The sequence below is a fragment of the Paenibacillus sp. FSL H8-0175 genome, assembly GCF_045040615.1.
Lineage (GTDB): Bacteria > Bacillota > Bacilli > Paenibacillales > Paenibacillaceae > Paenibacillus_AQ > Paenibacillus_AQ odorifer.
This window is the reverse complement of the sequence record NZ_CP150299.1, coordinates 910,131-927,694: the sequence shown is the minus strand read 5'-3', so window position 1 is coordinate 927,694 and position 17,564 is coordinate 910,131. Positions and strand designations below refer to the sequence as shown.

The following is a 17,564-nucleotide window of genomic DNA, read 5'->3' as shown; positions in this document are numbered from 1 at the left end:
GCGGTCTCCATGAAATGATGAGATAAATTAGATCCTATTAATTTACAATATGTGTGCCAGCCTGTTGGCTCATCGCAGCTTTCATATTTTCCGGATTGGTAATGATAACTCTACGTCCCTCTTTTTTCAAAAAGCCAAGACTTGCTTCAATTTTAGGCTGCATACTGCCAGCAGGAAAATGACCCTGCTCCGCATATACCAACATTTCTGCCGCTGTAACTTCTTCAAGAGCCTTCTGCTCAGGCGTACCGAAATTCACACATACCTGAGGAACTCCTGTTGTAATGATAAGAGATTCTGCATCGATCTGTTCGGCCAGCAGACTTGTAGCAAAGTCTTTGTCAATGACCGCATCGATACCTTCGTAGGTATTATTTTCGGTTTTGATCACAGGAATCCCGCCTCCGCCAACAGCGATTACCACATAACCCGTCTCAATGAGTGATTTAATGACGTCTTTTTCAACGATATCAATCGGCTTAGGCGATGGAACAACACGGCGGTAACCTCGACCTGAATCCTCAATGATGACCCAATCTGGCTTGGCACGCTTCATCTCCTCTGCTTGCTCAAGCGTGAAGAAGGAGCCCACTGGTTTCGAGGGAGACTGAAAATTCGGATCATTTTTGCTAACCTCGACCTGAGTAATGACTGTGGCAACCTTTTTGTCTAATCTGCGATGAATGAATTCATTTGTTAAGGCCTGCTGAATTAAATAGCCTATGCCCCCTTGCGTGCCCGCCACGCAATTGACCAGCGGAGTAACATCCATTCCAGTGACTTCCGAAGCCACCTCGCTTCGTCTCAGCTCGAATCCAACCTGTGGACCGTTGCCGTGAGTAACCACCACATCGTTGCCTGCTTGCACCAGATCAGCGATATTGACAGCAATTTCACGTACTGCCTCAGACTGATCCTCTATAGAATCGCGGCCATTGTCTTTCACCAATGAATTACCGCCAATGGCTACAACTATAAATTTACTCATTCCATTCCTCCTGACGGATCAGTTGATCCTCATTTATTAGCGTTTAAGGGCCAGCTGAAATTGTTCCTTCGCGAAGTGAAAATCCGGATTGGCAGGATTATAGCTGATAGCAATATCTATTTCTTGAATGGCCATTTCATGATCACCAAGTAAACCAAGTGACTGTGCCTTATGATGATGATATAAAGGATTGCTCGGATCGTTAGCAATTGCGTTCTCAATCGCCTCAACTGCCTCTTGATGCCGGCCAAGTGATCTCAAGCTGTTCGCCTTATGAAACGAGAAATCATACCGTTCAGGCTGCTGTTCCAGAAGCTGATCCATAACTTTAACCGCTTCCTCATGCCTGCCCAACTCTCTTAAATAATTGGATTTATGATAGCGGAAGAAGCTTTCGCCAGGATCGCGTTCTATCGCTTTATCATACTCTGCTAACGCTTGCTCGGATCGCTTCATCATTCGGTAGGCATTTGCGGTATAGAAATAGAAATCAAGGTCATCCGGTTCGATAGTAAGTGCCTGTTGATAGGCTGCCAAAGCTTCCCCATATCTCCCGAGTTCCCCTAAGAAGTATCCTTTATAGTAATAGAAGTCTGAATTATTACTGTCCTCTTGCATTGCATGTTCCATAACCAAACTTGCTTTCCGGAAATCCTCTGCCCGAGCTAGCTCTTGAGCGCTTTGAATACTTGGATGAATCGTTAGCTTTTCTTTTTTGAGAATACGGATGACCCTCTCCTGTGCCAGCTCTTCTGCATGCTGCAACGATGATTTGCCGTCACGATCCGGCAATTGAACATCCGCTCCAGCATCCACCAACAACTGAATAATATCAGAGTATAAACGGCCACCATTCCCGAGAATTACTGCCTCCAACAAGGCAGACCATCCCAGATTGTTCATATGGTTAACTGCAACACCTGCTTCCAGGCATTTCTGAACAGTTCTTAGATACCCCTTCTCGCTGGAGGGGAGCAGTGTAGTTCCCCCAAAACGATTTACACTGGTTGTATCCGCACCTGCGGCAAGAGTTAAAGACAGAATCTCATGAAATCCATTGGCACCGGCACACAGGTAGGGTGATAACATAGTGATATCTCTTGCATTCACGTCACTGCCTGCTTCAATCAGCTTTTGAGCGAGAGGAATATGATTTTTTTGCGTTGCCGCCATCAGCGCAGTACGACCACTGGCATCCTTATGATGAACATCGGCACCACGAGCTAAAAGCTGTTCTACGGCAGCTAAATCCCCGCGATCCGCTGCTTGAATTAAATCTTCTGACAGAGTTTGATTAGTCATGGCTTTAGCTCTCCTATTTCTTTTTATCAATTATTTATTCGGATTGCAGCTTGTTCGCTGGGTCACGAAGGTCTGAAAAATGCTTATAAACAAATAATCCTGCAACCATCAAATAGGCGTATACGAACGGCATAAGTGAAGCTTGAGCAAATCCAACAGTCGGCGCGTGAATGATCCCAAATAAAGATAGACCAGACGCGATTACAGCAAAGACAGCAGCCCGCAGTGGTTTATTCAGGATAGAGAAAATAGTGATGGAACCCCAAATCAAGCTGCTAAGCGGTGCACCATTTCCTAAATGCATCAGGCCGTTGTAATAAACCCCTTTACTTAATAAGAGATCAATCCCCACCTTAGAAGCCGAAGTTTCAGCCGCATTAAAAATGTTGTTCGCAAGCGTTAAAGCCCAGTTAGCAATCCATGGGAACAAGGTGATAAAGATAACGGGCACTTCATTTTTAGGTGTCTCTCAAACCACCTGATTCGCCGTAACGACCCCGACATAGACCAGAATCGGAACAATCGCCACAACAGGTATGATAGACAACAGCAGTGCCCCTATGCCAAAGAGACAAATAATTAACATGGAGAAACCAGAAGCTATGGTATAACCAAGTCCAGCCCCAATAGATTTCCAGCCTGCATGACCAATGTACACAGTTACCGGGAACGGATTACCTGTAAAAGCACCAATACTTGAAGCAACCCCGTTCGTTAGCATGACGTTACGAGTGTTATAAGGATCTCCCGCAGCATGTGCGCTCTCAATATTTTCAAGGTCAAAAATATAATTCGCCAGTCCCAATGGAATTGCAGAAGCCAGGTATGGCAAGGCATGCGGAATCCCTTGAATTAAGCTGGTAATATGCACCTCAGGTGGATTAAACCCCAGTGTTGAAAGAGCCGTTGTGATCGCTTCTGGATTCTGCAAGCCGAATATCCAAGCCAGCGCGGTTCCAGCAATCAGCAGCAGGAATCCTGTAGGAATTTTTTTGAATATCGGCGATTTGCCAAACCAGTTAATAAAGATGATCACAAGTACAACAAAAGCAACCACTGGTGTTTCGAAGGATTGCAGCATCGGGTTCATAGCCAGCAATAACAATCCAAGTCCAGATAAACAAGATAAAAGTACAGTTCTTGGAATAACCTTACGCAGCACATCTCCCAGAAATGAGCCGACAATAAGGATCAAAGCTTCGAACAGGCACCATACGAGACCAATTTGCAGCGCAAATGATGCATCATTGGTTTCTCTAAATACGGGAATTAACACTAGAAAAGTTACCGTAAAAATCGATGGAGCACTAGGTCCTGAAGGTAATGCGGTTATATCCGTTCGGCCTGTTTTTTTGGCTAGCTGATATCCAAACCAGCCATAAGCAATACTTGCGATAAAAATCGCGAGTCCAAACGCAGGAACGACTCTGCCGTAAACCATACCTTCCGGAAACCCTACTACAAAAATTAACAATGAAATCATCGTAAGCAGATTGGTTAAATTGTTAGCAAGCAGCCCGAAAAACGCGGCCCAATCTCCCTTTTTCCAGAACATCTTCATAAATACTTGATCCATAATAAATCTCCCCCTAGATCGTTAGCGCTTACATACCAATGGCTTATGAAGCCCTCAGGCCCTTGAATAGGCCTGAAGGGCGGGTGGTTCTATGAATGCATGCTCTGGCTAAAAGCGAGAATGGCTTGCTCGAAACACTCGATTGGAGGATGAGTGATTCCGGCTCCAATCATTCCGATGCCTGGATCCTTATGGGCAATAGCCGTGTTGATCACTGGCATAATGCTGGTTTGACCCACTTTACGAATATCGATTCCAGTAGGAATTCCGCGGAAGTTCAACAAAGGAATCGTCACATTTGGATTCTCCGTCGTAGTAATTTCCTTCATTTTCACAGAATAGTTCATGGCATCATCTACGGTTCCCCCAACTAATGCTACAATCGCCGGCGCGGTTGCCATGGCGAAGCCACCTATACCATACGTTTCGGTAATCGCACTGTCACCGATATCGAGTCCCGAATCTTCCGGCTTATACCCTGCAAACATCGGTCCGACAACCTTTTGCGCAGGGCCGGTAAACCAGGTATTGCCTGGCATTCCACTGACACGAATACCGAATTCCACGCCATTGCGGGCCATCGTTGTTACGATGGTGCTATGCTCGATGCCATGGGCAGCATCAAGCGCACATTTACAAAGAGCCATCCAGGTTGGTCCGGAGAAATAATCACTCATTGCCACAAAATCGAACACTTCGATTTTCTGCTCATTAGTAAAATCCGTTCTCAGGATAAGCGGCGTTAATGCCTGAATCAAAAGAGTCGTTCCAGCGTTGTTGCGGTTATGGCATTCATCTCCCATATGGAGCGCCTGTGATAACATGAGCCGTAGATCAATGCCGTTCTCAGAGAACTTCATCGCCTCACGCAGCATCGGTCCAAGCACATCTCTCATCCAGATCAAACGGGCAACGACCGTTTCATCGTTTGCACCCATCCGCAAGATTTTCGACAGTTGCTCACTAAGGTTCGTATAAGCGATGTTGCCATACGTTTTATTCTCTACAATGTGCATGAACATAGAGGCTGAGGTTACCCCTGCCATGGAACCCACACAATTATGCTCGTGACAAGGGGAGAACGTAATCTCACCTGATGCCGCTAGTTCGGCAGCTTCATCCAGATCCTTCGCCAAGCCCTCAAAGACCAAAGCGCCGGTAACTGCACCTTTCATGGGACCACTCATCTTATCCCAGGTAATCGGAGGCCCTGCATGTAATATCGTAGTCTTAGTCATCCCTGGTACGACATTGATCGCTTGATCAAAACCAACCAATACCGGTTGTGAATTCACGATTCGCTCTACAGCCAGCTTGTTGGCAGCCTCAATCTTTGCAGCAATCCCCTCTTGCTCTAACGCATCCAGTGCGGCAATTAATTCGGGCTTACCTCCACCAGGTGGCTTCCATTCCAGATGGGTTACGTTGCCTTTTTGCTTCAGGATATCATCCTTGAACATTTCTAGGCCGACATTGATAACGTGAAGTTCACTCTTAAATAACTCATTGATTCTGCTCATGTTATACTCCCTTCTCTACAAAACCTCTGGCAAGAAGTCCTGCATTCGTATTACTGCTTGCATAGGTAACGCCCGCGGATACCAGCTTATCAAGCTGTTCTTGGACGGAAGGTGTATCCAGATCGGTTCCAAGTACATAGCCGACAATCTCCAAATGTCTGCCTTCTTGTTCCGCTGCTTGCTTAGCCTCAATAATTGCAGGCACCATAACACCTACTGGATCCTCATGCGATCCATAGCCTAATACAAAATCCATAATGATCACGCCCACCGCCGGGTCCTTTGCTTCCTGCTTGAATCTGGCAATCCGTGAAGAAGGATCAATCATCGGATGTGGTTTGCCGTTAGTGAACCCATCATCCCCAAAGTCAATAAACGTATGCGCTTGGCTGATATGGATATCACCCAGCTGATATTCCGGATCTTTTGGAATGTTGCTATAGACATCGTCGTATTTCTCCATCGCTAGATACATTGCTTCATCACATAAAGTACCGCCGCAGAATAACCCGCGAATATACTTCTGTTCTGGCTTCAGCTTGACCTTAATCTCCTCAATCAGCGGAAGGTTTAGCGGATGCTTGTCAATTTGACTCTCATCAATGCCGGATAGAATTACCGCCTTTAGCGCGGCCTCTTTGGTTGTTTTGGCAAAATGTCCACCTGCTTCCAGAACAGCTTCCTCCGTTCCTCCGATAAAGCAGACCACGACAGGCTTATGCATATTTTTGATTTCATTCAGCACTTTTTGTTCCACACTTTTGGCGGGTGGCTTGGAAATCAACACAATGACCTTAGTGGCTTCGTCTTCGTTAAGCGCTTTCATAGCATCAAGCATCATTACTCCGCCGACACGTTCACTTAGGTCTCTGCCGCCTGTGCCAATCAACTGTGAGATGCCTCCGCCAAAATCGTGAATCCGCACGCTGATTTCCTGACTTCCTGTGCCGGATGCACCCACGATGCCGATATTGCCTTTACGAACCTTATTGGCAAAACATAAGGCCATATTTCCAATGATCGCGGTTCCGCAATCCGGCCCCATCATCAGCAATCCACGCTCATGTGCTATTTTTTTTAATTCAATTTCGTCTTCTACGCTTACGTTGTCACTGAACATCATGACATGGAGATTATTCTCCAGCGCTTTTCTTGCTTCTCTGGCTGCATACGCTCCGTTGACTGAAATCACTGCAAGATTAGCTGCTGTCATATTCTTCACTGCCGACTCAATTGTTGGATATTTAAGCGCTGTACCGCCAACTGCACTGTCTTTTTTAATAAACAGCTCTTCGATTGCTTCAAAGGCAACTTCAGCCAGCTCAGGGGATGCTGCTTTGATTACGATCATCAGGTCACTATTCTTAGCTTCCTCTAGCTCAGGGGTTATCAGCCCTACATTCGCTAATACCTCTTTATTCATTTGAGTAGCCATTGCGATAAAAGCTTGTTCGACACCCTCTATTTGATTCGCTTTGGTCGACAACGACATGAGCGAGACGGAATCAAAGTATGTGTTTCTTTTAATTACTATTTTAGTCGACATATCTTACCTCCAACGTTGTTCTAGATTAAGATTCAAACCGCTAATGATCCCCAAGGCAATATCTGTTCCGGAAGAAGAACCTATATCCAGCACTGCCGATAAGCCAAGAAGCATATTTTCCTTACTCTCATACATGAGCGAATGCAGCATCTGACCCATTAACTCTCTCACCTGACCCCAAGCCGCTTTTTTCAGAGCCATATAGCTTATTTCATTCGTTAATTCAGCTGCTTCGTTCACAACTTCCCTGCACCACGGCTGATATTTACTAATAGGACTCTGAGGCAGATGGATCGCAGCAAACAATCCAACTAAAAAATCATCTCCCGACGGAGTCAGCCCTGAGCCTAACCCCATTAGTCGAATTGCATAATGAGTAGCCTCTTCCATGCTGTCATTCGCCAAGGCATTGAGAAGACCTGAAGATCGCTCTTCCAGCAGCCGCATCGTTTCTCTCTCAAAGCTGCTAGAACCCGCAAACTGCTTCATACCGCCTGGTTTTCCATAGCTATTGATATAAGCCCTTGCCGCAGCCAAATTATCTCTTAGCGTCTTTACTTCTATTGGAAAAATAGATAAAGAGCTCTGCCAAACTGTCAGTTCCTTGATCGATATTGAAAGCTTAGTGCCAATATATAATTGATCATTCTCCGCAAAAACTTCATCTCCCACAACCAGTCCAAGATCCGAAAAACTACTAACCTCTGTGATCAAAGTATTAGGCGCATTATCTATCCTACTGCTCGCAATGGTATATAATTCATCAGTTGCCTTGCACCTTACATTTATCGTCCGCTCAAATATGCTGTGTACATTTCCGAAAAATCTTGATTCTCGAATCCGATGAAAGAACGCGCTATCACTGGATATCCCAGCTTTTAAATAAGAGGTACACTTGCTCTGAGAATGCTCCGTTTGATCGCCCCCTTGAGAAGGAAGTAGATAATGGTTTGGTCACTTACTGTCAGGTTATCCTATATAGAAAGCGTTCTCATAAAAAAACCGTAACGGTTGATGATGAATGATAGAAGATGTTACACTCAGTTCATAAAATTCCAAGAATGATGAAGATTGAGCTGCTTTCTGTGTGAAAAAGGATATTTTTGTGAAATATATCACAGTTTAACGGATAAACGTTACCTGACACCCTTATTGTAGTCCTCCGTACACTGGGGGTCATCATACAAGAACACTAAAAACAACAAGTAATCACTATGCACATTGCACAATGGGCGAAGATGAGAGGTGTGAATTGATGCTAACGATAAAAGATATCTTACAAATCAAATCCATCGAAGGCATAAAGATCGTTGCGGGGCATTCTGGCCTAAACAATCAAATCTCCGTAGTTAATATCATCGAGAATCCGGACGTATTTGACTGGCTGACCTCGAACGAGCTGCTTTTATCCACCGGATATATCTTCAAAGACAGCACGGAGCTGCAAAATAAATTCATTCATGAGCTGGTGGAGAATAACTGTGCAGGACTCTGCATCAAAATGAAGCGATATTTCGATGCTATCCCGCAGAATATGATCGAGCTTGCTGATAAGCATGGACTCCCGCTACTGGAGCTCCCTTTTGAATACACTTTGTCCAGAGTCATTGCGATCATTAACGAAAAGACCAACGCGGATTACGATGCAGTGAACCGACGCTCGCTCGACCTTCATAATGCGCTGTTCAAAATCGCACTCGAAGGAGGCGGTATTGAGCAAATATCGGCGGAATTGTCCGACACGATCCATAACCCTGTTCTTATATTAGATAGAGACTGGAACCTACTCTGCTATACAGATCATAAGGATAACCCATCTCCACTTCAGGAATTCCTGCCACTGGTGAAGAACAGGCCTGTTTTTCCACCAGAGTTCACGGTAGCTTTCCCAAAGTATATTACTGAAATCAAAAAATCTATCAAACGCACCTACTATTCTCAGGGACAGCCGTACAAGTGCTGCATTATGCCGGTTTCTGTATCCAGTAACGCTTACGCGTATATCGTCGTTCTGCAAACGGTACGCAAGCTGGTTGAATTTGACTACACCGCGTTAGAGCATGTATCCACGATGCTTGCACTGGACCGGATCAAAGCCAAGGAAATCGAAGAGGTAAAGCATAAAATCAGGCAGGACTTCTTCGACGACTTATTAGCTGGCAATATTACTTCAACAGAAACACTGCATTCCCTATCTGCTATGCATGGGCTTAAAGTTAACTATGCGTATTACTGTACAGTTATCCATATTGAAGCTACACAGCTGGAAAACTACACGGACATGGTTTATAGAAAATACGAAATGGAGCATATGGTCAAAAAATGTGTCAATTTGATCTATGGCTTGACCAGTAATGCAGGTGGAGAGCTAATCTGTTACTATCGCAATCAGCAAATCATCATCTTGATCGGAAAAAATGAAAATAAACCGCCAATTTCCGTAAGCGATACGAAAGCCTTTGCTCAAGAGGTGCTGCAGTTGCTGGCTCAGGAAATGACTAAAAATCATTTTCTCATCGGCATTGGCAGTCAGTATAAGACACTTGCTTCGCTCCATCGAAGCTTCTTCGAGGCCCAGGAAGCTATGCGGCTCATGCAGCGGTTTAATAAAGACAGCCGGAGCATTGCTCACTTCGAGGATTATTCTGTCTATCATTTTTTGGATTCCAATATTAAGCCTACGGAAATGGAGACATTCTTTAACAAAGTTCTGGGAGGCATCCATGAACATGACCAGACGATGAACACGAGATTCATGTCTACCTTGGAGTACTATTTTATGTACAATCAGAATGTAACCGAAGCCGCCAAAGCGATGTTTATTCACCGCAACACCTTTATTTACCGGATTGATAAAATCAAAGATTTGCTAAATATAGATCTGAAAAACTCAGATGAGTTATTCGAGATTCAACTGGCACTTAACCTCTATCGATTGCTGCAAAGAGGTTAAAATAACGAAGGGTATTCCCGGCAACCATTACTCTAGTTGCACTGGAATACCCTTTTTTTCATAACGTCATAGCCCGTCCATATCTTGCTAAATATTCTTCCTTCTCCTTATAATCCGGCATTAGGCTTCCAACCCGTCGCCAAAAGGAGCGATCATGGTTCATATGCAGCAAATGACATAACTCATGAATGATCACATAATCGATAACCTCCACGGGAGCCATGGCCAGACGATAGTTAAAGGTTAGCTTTTTATCGGAGCTGCAGCTTCCCCATTTGGTCCTGGACTCTACAATCTCGATACTCTTAGGTTTTACTCTAAGCTGCGTCTGGTACCTAGTGATCCGCTCTCCTATAAGCTTCTTGCAGCTAGAGAAATAGAACTTTTTCAGCTTTAACTGAAGTTGTTCTTCACTTAGCTCCGCTGTCTCTATAAGCTCATGCAGAGAATAATATTTGCCTAGATACAGGAACTTCCCTTCATCTTCGTAGGCTCTGATCATCTTTGGCGTTTCACGAGCCGCTTCGAGACTTTGCAGCTTCTCCACAATCATTTTGCCATTACGCTCAACCACACTTTTAATCGTCTCTTCAGATGTTTTCTTAGGAACCTTGAGTGTTATGCGCCCTGACGAATCTATATGAATGGAGATTTTTTTTCCGTTTCCATATTGAACATTAAACTCGATCACCTGATTGTCGTAATCAATCTTCATACCCACCATCGTTTCTATAAGATTATTCGCAATAAAAAAGAAGAACGCACCTAGGCGTTCTCCTATTTTAACACGATTCCTCAGTACACCGGATATCCCGCTACAAACATTGCCAAGTACAGTATACTACCCACAACAGATATAACAGTGAGTGCAACATCCTTCGGCTTTTCATTAGTGAGCGCAACGGCTGCAAAAGCTAGCGGAAAGGCAACAAGCAAATAACGCGGGGCTGACAGCAGCCAGGTAGCTCCCACTACGAAAGCAAAATACACGATAAAATAAGCAGTGTAGGATGGCCGTAGTTTTCTTGCTCCCATAAACATGATAATTAGTGCTGAGAATATAGCGATTAAATTAGGCAGCCACATGCCGAGAAAAGAACGGCTATCTCCACTTTTAAAGGTGCCCACCGCATATTCCATCTGATATCTTACGGTATCGAAAAAGAGATAGAACTTCTGTGACCAATGCTCCCTCTGGTAAATACTGAACTGAAAAGCATTTCCCGTAACATAGTAGTTGATATAAAGATAAGCCAGCAAACCCATCGATATGATAGCAAGACAGCCAATGGCGGTGGTCAGTTTATGTATAAACGCTTTTTTATCTAGTAATTTATAATTCCCGATAAGTTCCCGTGCAAATTCAATCGCAACCGGTACAATCAACAGCACCCCTGGAGAACGCGTATACGCTGCAAGTGCACCGCATAAACATCCGATTAGCCATTCTTTTTTTCTCACAAAATATAAACACAACAGCGATAAGGCCAGAAATAGAGATTCGGTCATAGGAATAAAGAAAAAGAACGCAGCCGGAAATATAAAAATATACTTTACTACTCGCATAGCACTCTTTCGATGCATGTCTAGTGCGGCAAGCTCATAGGCGACCAAGGCAGCAACAAGCGAGCAAATATTAGAAACGATAAATCCAGCGACGAGATAATTCCCTACGAATACCTGAACTACTTTAATTAGATTTGGAAAAAAAGGGAAAAACACAATATGGTATTTCGGATCTCCCTCCGTCACATACCAATTCTCCGCGATGCCCAAATAATGTGAAGCATCGATCCCCGATATATGCCAGGTCTCAACTATTTTGTTAAACAAACCACCGGAATAGCCATTCTGTATGATCAAAAATATATAACCGATAAACATAAGCAAGACCCGACTAGCCACTATCCAGCCGATAATATATAGCCAAGCCTGCTTTCTGTCCCGTGTTTTATTTTCCAGAGTTACTTCAGGTGCTGGATTTGTCAGAACAAAATCTGTTAAAACAGGTATAGTGCGGAGTCCCAATAATACAAAAAGTACGAAACAGGCCACGGAAGCAAGGGTACCCATCATAGACCAACTAGTGGTCGAGTTTACCCAGAAAATAGCCGTCACCATCATAATGAACATGAAGATGAAGGAAATGATTTTGTCGTGCTTTTTCATTTGAACCTCCAAAGATAAATTCTTACAATAATCTAGTTAAAAAAGGAAAATATTACGCATAGAAATATAATAGTCTCTGGAAATTTTTTTGTAAATCATTTCTTAGATCATCATAGATTCTAAAAAAAGCCTATGCACTGAAATGCATAGACTGTATGTATAGCCCTATTTTAACAACTCTAACACGCCTTGAGGCTGTTGATTAGCTTGAGCCAACATCGCTTGCGATGCTTGAGATAAGACATTGTATTTGGTAAGCTTCATCATTTCCTTTGCCATATCCGCATCTCTTATTCGTGATTCAGCTGCTGTTAAGTTTACTTCGTAATTGGTTAGGTTATTATGGATATGTTCTAATGCATTTTGATACGCGCCGTACATTGAACGCCTGGATGAAACGGTATTTATAGCTTTGTCTATTTTCGAAATCGCTAATTCGGCACCTTGTCTAGTTGAAAGATCTATATCCGCAATTCCCAGAGCATTAGTTCTAGCATCTGTTAATTTAACAGCGAAGTTATTCCCAGAGTTTGCTCCCACCTGAAGATTTACTGTTTTGTAATCATATGTGGTACCAGGGTTTGATCCGTAAGATACATTGAAATTGGTTATCCCAGTTGTAGTTGAAAAAGTGTAACTTCCGTCATCATTACTAATAATGTTATTTAGTCTATCCGTAGAGCCCCCACCATTTAGATTAACATTAGCCAATTCATTACCCTGTGGATCAAAGATGGAAAGACGATAATTATTATCTACTATTCCTCCAACGATGTAATTCCCATCTTTCATTTCTGTAATGCTAGTAAGTTGACTGGAGTTGGAAGTTTCATTTGAGATATTCTTCTCCCACAATACGTTTCCACTACTGTCTAGTTTATAGATTAATCCACTAGTTTTAGTAGAGTCGTTATAAGAACCAACAATTATGGCCCCTCCATCACTGGTTGCGATGGCCTGGTAACCTTCATCATCCCCAGCAGCACCGACTCGTGTGTCCCATAACGGATTTAAGTTACTATCATATTTCACAACCCAGCTTGACTTATCGGTATAAGAACCGTTTAGTTTGAGACTTGATGAACCAATAGCCAAATAACCGCCGTCAGCAGTTTCAATAATAGAATTAAATTCTTCGCTTCCATAGCCAACAGGATTGGATTGTGAAGAACCCACTATCGAGGTGGATTGTTGCACACCACTACTATTAAATTTAGCCATAAGGCCATCCCAATTTTGAATACCGGAACCCGTCCCTGCCACAATAAAGGAACCGTCACTAGTCTCAATTACTTCATTCCCCATAATGGAGTAGACACCAGATACCCCTGTACTCCACTGCTCATTCAAATTCGCATCCCATTTAATTATATTTATCCTTTGATCGGAAATTGCCCCTGCTGAGAAATCATTTCCTAATAAAATATAACCACCATCACTAGATTCCTTAATACTATACACATCCATATTAGGAATTGCTTGTGACCAAACCAGATTACCCATACTATCTAATTTGAAGGGATTATTACCGGGAATTCTTATTCCGACGTAACCTCCATCTGAAGTCTTAGATAAATCTCTGGCAGGTATGTTAGCGGTCCAGTTCGTACTTATATTGCCCTGTACTGGGGTAATATTCGTGTTTACTTCGAGGTCATTATTCAATAAATGAATTCCATTAAATTGAGTGTTATTAGCAATATCATTTATCCCAAGCTTTATCTGCTCAACTTCTTTTTGAATCAATGTTCGATCAAAATTTGTTAAGGTATCATTTGAAGCCTGTATTGCAAGCTCCCGTAGTCTTAGCAGATTAGGATCTTGTATAGTTCCAAGTCCACTCTCAGCAGTCTGAATTAGTGAAATACCATCCTGTGTATTCCTTGCTGCCTGAGACAATCCACGAATCTGTGCTCTCATTTTCTCAGAAATTGCTAATCCTGCAGCATCATCTGCCGCTATATTTATCCGAAGTCCAGAAGATAACCTCTCTAGTGAACTTGTAATAGATTTATTATTTTTATTTAATCTGTTCAAACTATTTAAAGACGTGATGTTGTGACCGATTCGCATTTAATCACCTTTCAATTGTTAGTATCTTCTATATCGGATAGTCCTTAGTAATTTTTTAGGTCAAATTACCCGTGTCTTAAGGCCTCGCCTTAAATTCCCACCGTCCCCCGCTGAAAAGTTGAATATTCACATACAAAAACGGCGATCTATCACCGGTTAAGCACCGACAACAGATCACCGCTAAAATTCTGACTAGATCATTATCATTCAAACGGATAAATCCAGAAATGTTCTGTTCCAAAACGAGCTTGGATCTCTTTATCATTTAAAGGTTTGCTGCCCAACAGCTCAGCAGCTTGGAATTGGGAACGATGCGCCTGAATGGACGCCATCTTGTGCTTGAGGAAATCTCTCACATCATTGATAACCTTTGGCTCCCCAATCTCTACAATATTATTAGCAAAAGCTATACAGTGAACAGGAGGTCTTTCTTCCTTTGGAAGTCTTGCAACGGTTCGGATCACTGCGGCTCCAGTAGCATCGTGATCAGGATGTACGCTGTACCCTGGATAGAAAGTGATGATCAACGAAGGTTTAAGCTCTTTCAAGAGCGCATCAATCTGCCCATCGAGCAAGACTTGATCTTCGAATTCTATCGTCTTGTCGTGAAAACCAAGCATTCTTAAATCCTGTATGCCAATAGCCTCGCAGGATTCCTCCAGCTCCTTCTTACGTATTTCTGGGAGGGTTACCCGATTTGCGAAGGGCGGGATGCCCATATTGCGGCCCATTTCTCCAAGCGTTAGGCATGCGTAGGTAACTTGGGTCCCATTTTGTATATGTTTGGCAAGGGTACCTGATATACCGAAGGCCTCATCATCCGGATGTGGCAAAATAACAAGAATATGTTTTTCCACAGAACTCTTCATCTCCTCTTCCATTAGAACGGCTCTCGGCTTAATTGTAACGATACGATCAGTTTGCCTTGAGCATCATGTCCAGCCATAATCAATCTGCCTGTCTCACTCTCTTCATAGTGAGTTAGCCCTTCCGAGTAAACCCAGCCCTGCGACATTTTTAAGCCGACCCGATAAGGACCGTTGCCGGAAATCGAACCATGGGAATATCGAATAACAGCATTGGTAATAAAAGTAGCGGCTGGATGCTTCGAACTATCTAAATGGGCAGCGTAGGCTCCCGTTGTCATCTCAAGATGGATATATAGATCCTGATCTTTAAGCAGGTCGATCCTATCTTGTACTTCCGATTGATTGATTAGCTGCAATGTTGCGCCTCCGTCTCTGACTGAATATATACATACAAAAAATAAGATCCATACCTTATAGAAGGACGGATCTGTTATATGATAAGCGGGTCCGTATTTCTCATCAAAGTATAACGTGCAATGCTATGTAATTCAATGGATAGAGCGATCCCCTCCAAGTGTAACAGTAATGGACTGGCTTTTTACTGTTCACCTGAAGGGGATAATATCACTGAGTGGTTATGCTGTTTATATTAGATCACAAACTGATCTAACATCTTTACGATGACTTCACGCTTTACAGGCTTGCTGATATACTCGTCCATCCCGGCAGCTAGACAGTTTTCACGGTCACCCTTCAAAGCATTAGCCGTGACCGCGATGATGGGCGGACATTTCTCTTGATGCTCATCTCTTAACATCTTCATAGCCTCTATACCGTTCATAAGGGGCATGTGAAGATCCAATAAAATAAGATCAAAGGGTTCTTTCCGTGCTGCTTCAACCGCATCTATGCCGTTTGTGACGGCGATAACGCTGTGACCCATTTTTTCGAGTATTTTGGTCAGCACTAGCGCATTGATAGAGTTGTCTTCAGCAAGTAAAATTCTTGCCTCACGTGCGGTATGAAGCTTATTAATGTTAGCCTCTTGGCTAGGGATTACCACTGATTTCTTGGGCCTGATTGTGAAGGTAACCGACGTACCGCTCTTGCCGTCACTCTCCGCATAGATCTCACCACCCATCATTTCGACAATTCTGCGGCTGATGGCAAGGCCAAGACCCGTGCCTTCATGTCTCCGCATCATAAAGCTATCCACCTGCTCAAACGGTTCAAAAATATCAGTAAGTCGATCAGGATCAATTCCAATGCCAGTATCGGTTACCGTAAAAGCCAGCAGGAAGGGATCTTCCTTTACAAGCCTCACTTTTACCGATATGCTGCCCGCGGGTGTGAATTTCACAGCATTCCCTAGCAGGTTCAAGAACACCTGCTTCAAGCGTTCCTCGTCACCGTAAATAAAGTCAGGAACGTCATGATTTATGATGCTGGTGAGCTCCAGATTTTTTTGTTCAGCTTTTATTGCGATAACAGAAAAGCTGTCCTTGAGGCAAGTTCGCAGATCGAATGTATCCTCTTGTAGCTCGCTTCGGCCTGCCTCAATTTTTGAAAGATCAAGGATATCATTAATTATATTGAGCAGGATTCCTCCGCTTTTGCGAATGATTTCTACATATTCACGTTGTTCTTCATTAAGCTCTGTTTCAAGCAAAATATCAGTCATGCCGATCACCCCATTCATGGGAGTGCGAATTTCATGACTCATCATAGCCAGGAACTCACTTTTAGCTCTATTCGTGGACTCTGCGGCTTCCTTAGCTAGCGACAATTGCCTTTGCTCGGAAATGTCCTTGCATATAAGATAAAATCCGATATTATGATTGTTCACATAAATAGGTGCAATACTGGTGAGCACTTCAACGACTTCGCTGTCCTTAGTGACAAGCTTATTGATATACTGCTCAACTGTATTATCGTAAAGGGCTCTTTCCAGAATGCGCTGGACATTCTCTTCTCCAATCAGACTCGCAAGCTTCATCCCGATCAACTCGGACTCGATGGCATAGCCCGTTATCTTTTCCGCCATACTATTGGTGTTAATGATTCGACCGTCAAGGTCAAAGGAAATGACGGCGTCATGGTTATATTTTTTAAGCGACGTATACCGTTCAACAGACTCCTGAAGGCGTTGCTCGGATTCCTTTTGCTTTGTAATGTTAACGATTTGGCAAATGAAGTATGCTGGCTGGTTCGACTCGTCGCTGAATAGGTGGAGCGTGAGCTGTCCCCAAATATAATCTCCATTTTTTGTGATAAACTGCTTTTCCATCTGCACTTCTGTTTCCTCACCCAAAACTGCTTTTAAATCATGAAGGTTGCCGAAATCCTCGGGGTGAGAAAGGTCTTCTAACCGCATACCCTCAAACTCTTCAGTGGAATAACCAAAAGTCTGCTCAAAGGCCGGGTTTACGGTCAGAATCAAACCATTTGGCGATAAAAGGGCGATCCCAAAGGAGGCGTGATTAATCACCTGTTGGTTGAATTGTTCCTGGTTTAGATTTACGCGATGCATAGCGACCTCCATGGATGATGTGATTTTTGCGTGAAAAAATAGACCTTCTATTTAGAAGGTCCTATTTATAGCTTATAGTCTAATTTACCCACTTTGTT

Annotated in this window: 14 protein-coding genes; 1 reads left to right on the top strand and 13 read right to left on the bottom strand. The window is 43.3% G+C overall.

Going from position 1 to position 17,564, the window contains the following annotated elements; all coding sequences use genetic code 11:
• Positions 1 to 37: 37 nt before the first annotated feature.
• The 7 genes from arcC to MHH46_RS04015 all read right to left on the bottom strand — a co-directional run bounded on the left by arcC (position 38) and on the right by MHH46_RS04015 (position 7,646).
• Positions 38 to 988 (bottom strand): carbamate kinase, encoded by a 951-nt coding sequence (gene arcC, locus MHH46_RS04045; RefSeq protein WP_076128616.1) that lies wholly within the window; start codon positions 986 to 988, stop codon positions 38 to 40.
• A gap of 36 nt (positions 989 to 1,024) precedes the next feature.
• Positions 1,025 to 2,290 (bottom strand): tetratricopeptide repeat protein, encoded by a 1,266-nt coding sequence (locus tag MHH46_RS04040; protein WP_076190123.1) that lies wholly within the window; start codon positions 2,288 to 2,290, stop codon positions 1,025 to 1,027.
• A 34-nt stretch (positions 2,291 to 2,324) separates the two neighbouring features.
• Complete coding sequence (locus MHH46_RS04035) at positions 2,325 to 2,720, bottom strand: hypothetical protein (protein WP_405132568.1); 396 nt, start codon at positions 2,718 to 2,720, stop codon at positions 2,325 to 2,327.
• A 39-nt stretch (positions 2,721 to 2,759) separates the two neighbouring features.
• Positions 2,760 to 3,866, bottom strand: a complete 1,107-nt coding sequence (locus tag MHH46_RS04030) for a xanthine permease (protein WP_256717160.1) — start codon at positions 3,864 to 3,866, stop codon at positions 2,760 to 2,762.
• Between the two features lie 89 nt (positions 3,867 to 3,955).
• Entirely contained in the window at positions 3,956 to 5,386 is a 1,431-nt protein-coding gene (locus MHH46_RS04025; protein ID WP_076098692.1) for a DUF1116 domain-containing protein, read from the bottom strand.
• 1 nt (position 5,387) lies between these two features.
• Complete coding sequence (gene fdrA / locus MHH46_RS04020; protein ID WP_076190122.1) at positions 5,388 to 6,932, bottom strand: acyl-CoA synthetase FdrA; 1,545 nt, start codon at positions 6,930 to 6,932, stop codon at positions 5,388 to 5,390.
• Between the two features lie 3 nt (positions 6,933 to 6,935).
• Positions 6,936 to 7,646 carry a DUF2877 domain-containing protein gene (locus tag MHH46_RS04015; protein ID WP_081387732.1) on the bottom strand — a complete coding sequence of 237 codons (711 nt, stop codon included), beginning with the start codon at positions 7,644 to 7,646 and terminating at the stop codon, positions 6,936 to 6,938.
• 541 nt (positions 7,647 to 8,187) lie between these two features.
• Between MHH46_RS04015 and MHH46_RS04010 the strand changes: the two genes are divergently transcribed.
• Positions 8,188 to 9,885: a PucR family transcriptional regulator gene (locus MHH46_RS04010; protein ID WP_076190121.1), complete on the top strand. Its 1,698-nt coding sequence runs from the start codon at positions 8,188 to 8,190 to the stop codon at positions 9,883 to 9,885.
• 58 nt (positions 9,886 to 9,943) lie between these two features.
• Here MHH46_RS04010 and MHH46_RS04005 read toward each other — a convergent pair whose 3' ends face one another.
• The 6 genes from MHH46_RS04005 to MHH46_RS03980 all read right to left on the bottom strand — a co-directional run bounded on the left by MHH46_RS04005 (position 9,944) and on the right by MHH46_RS03980 (position 17,466).
• On the bottom strand, positions 9,944 to 10,600 hold the full coding sequence (locus tag MHH46_RS04005; RefSeq protein ID WP_038574107.1) for a M48 family metallopeptidase: 657 nt from the start codon (positions 10,598 to 10,600) through the stop codon (positions 9,944 to 9,946).
• A gap of 80 nt (positions 10,601 to 10,680) precedes the next feature.
• Positions 10,681 to 12,054, bottom strand: a complete 1,374-nt coding sequence (locus tag MHH46_RS04000; RefSeq protein WP_076190120.1) for a hypothetical protein — start codon at positions 12,052 to 12,054, stop codon at positions 10,681 to 10,683.
• Positions 12,055 to 12,219: 165 nt separating this feature from the next.
• Positions 12,220 to 14,091, bottom strand: a complete 1,872-nt coding sequence (locus MHH46_RS03995) for a flagellin (protein ID WP_405132567.1) — start codon at positions 14,089 to 14,091, stop codon at positions 12,220 to 12,222.
• Positions 14,092 to 14,330: 239 nt separating this feature from the next.
• Entirely contained in the window at positions 14,331 to 14,984 is a 654-nt protein-coding gene (gene bshB2 / locus MHH46_RS03990) for a bacillithiol biosynthesis deacetylase BshB2 (RefSeq protein ID WP_038574105.1), read from the bottom strand.
• 23 nt (positions 14,985 to 15,007) lie between these two features.
• Entirely contained in the window at positions 15,008 to 15,352 is a 345-nt protein-coding gene (locus MHH46_RS03985) for a YojF family protein (protein ID WP_076128602.1), read from the bottom strand.
• A 233-nt stretch (positions 15,353 to 15,585) separates the two neighbouring features.
• Positions 15,586 to 17,466, bottom strand: coding sequence for a PAS domain S-box protein (locus MHH46_RS03980; RefSeq protein ID WP_076190118.1), 1,881 nt, complete (start codon positions 17,464 to 17,466; stop codon positions 15,586 to 15,588).
• Positions 17,467 to 17,564: the final 98 nt, after the last annotated feature.

Bases quoted from the DNA above. Each gene is read 5' to 3' on its own strand.
- arcC (WP_076128616.1), bottom strand. From the start codon at position 988: ATGAGTAAATTTATAGTTGTAGCCATTGGCGGTAATTCATTGGTGAAA.
- MHH46_RS04040 (WP_076190123.1), bottom strand. From the start codon at position 2,290: ATGACTAATCAAACTCTGTCAGAAGATTTAATTCAAGCAGCGGATCGC.
- MHH46_RS04030 (WP_256717160.1), bottom strand. From the start codon at position 3,866: ATGGATCAAGTATTTATGAAGATGTTCTGGAAAAAGGGAGATTGGGCC.
- MHH46_RS04025 (WP_076098692.1), bottom strand. From the start codon at position 5,386: ATGAGCAGAATCAATGAGTTATTTAAGAGTGAACTTCACGTTATCAAT.
- fdrA (WP_076190122.1), bottom strand. From the start codon at position 6,932: ATGTCGACTAAAATAGTAATTAAAAGAAACACATACTTTGATTCCGTC.
- MHH46_RS04010 (WP_076190121.1), top strand. From the start codon at position 8,188: ATGCTAACGATAAAAGATATCTTACAAATCAAATCCATCGAAGGCATA.
- MHH46_RS04005 (WP_038574107.1), bottom strand. From the start codon at position 10,600: ATGAAGATTGATTACGACAATCAGGTGATCGAGTTTAATGTTCAATAT.
- MHH46_RS04000 (WP_076190120.1), bottom strand. From the start codon at position 12,054: ATGAAAAAGCACGACAAAATCATTTCCTTCATCTTCATGTTCATTATG.
- MHH46_RS03980 (WP_076190118.1), bottom strand. From the start codon at position 17,466: ATGCATCGCGTAAATCTAAACCAGGAACAATTCAACCAACAGGTGATT.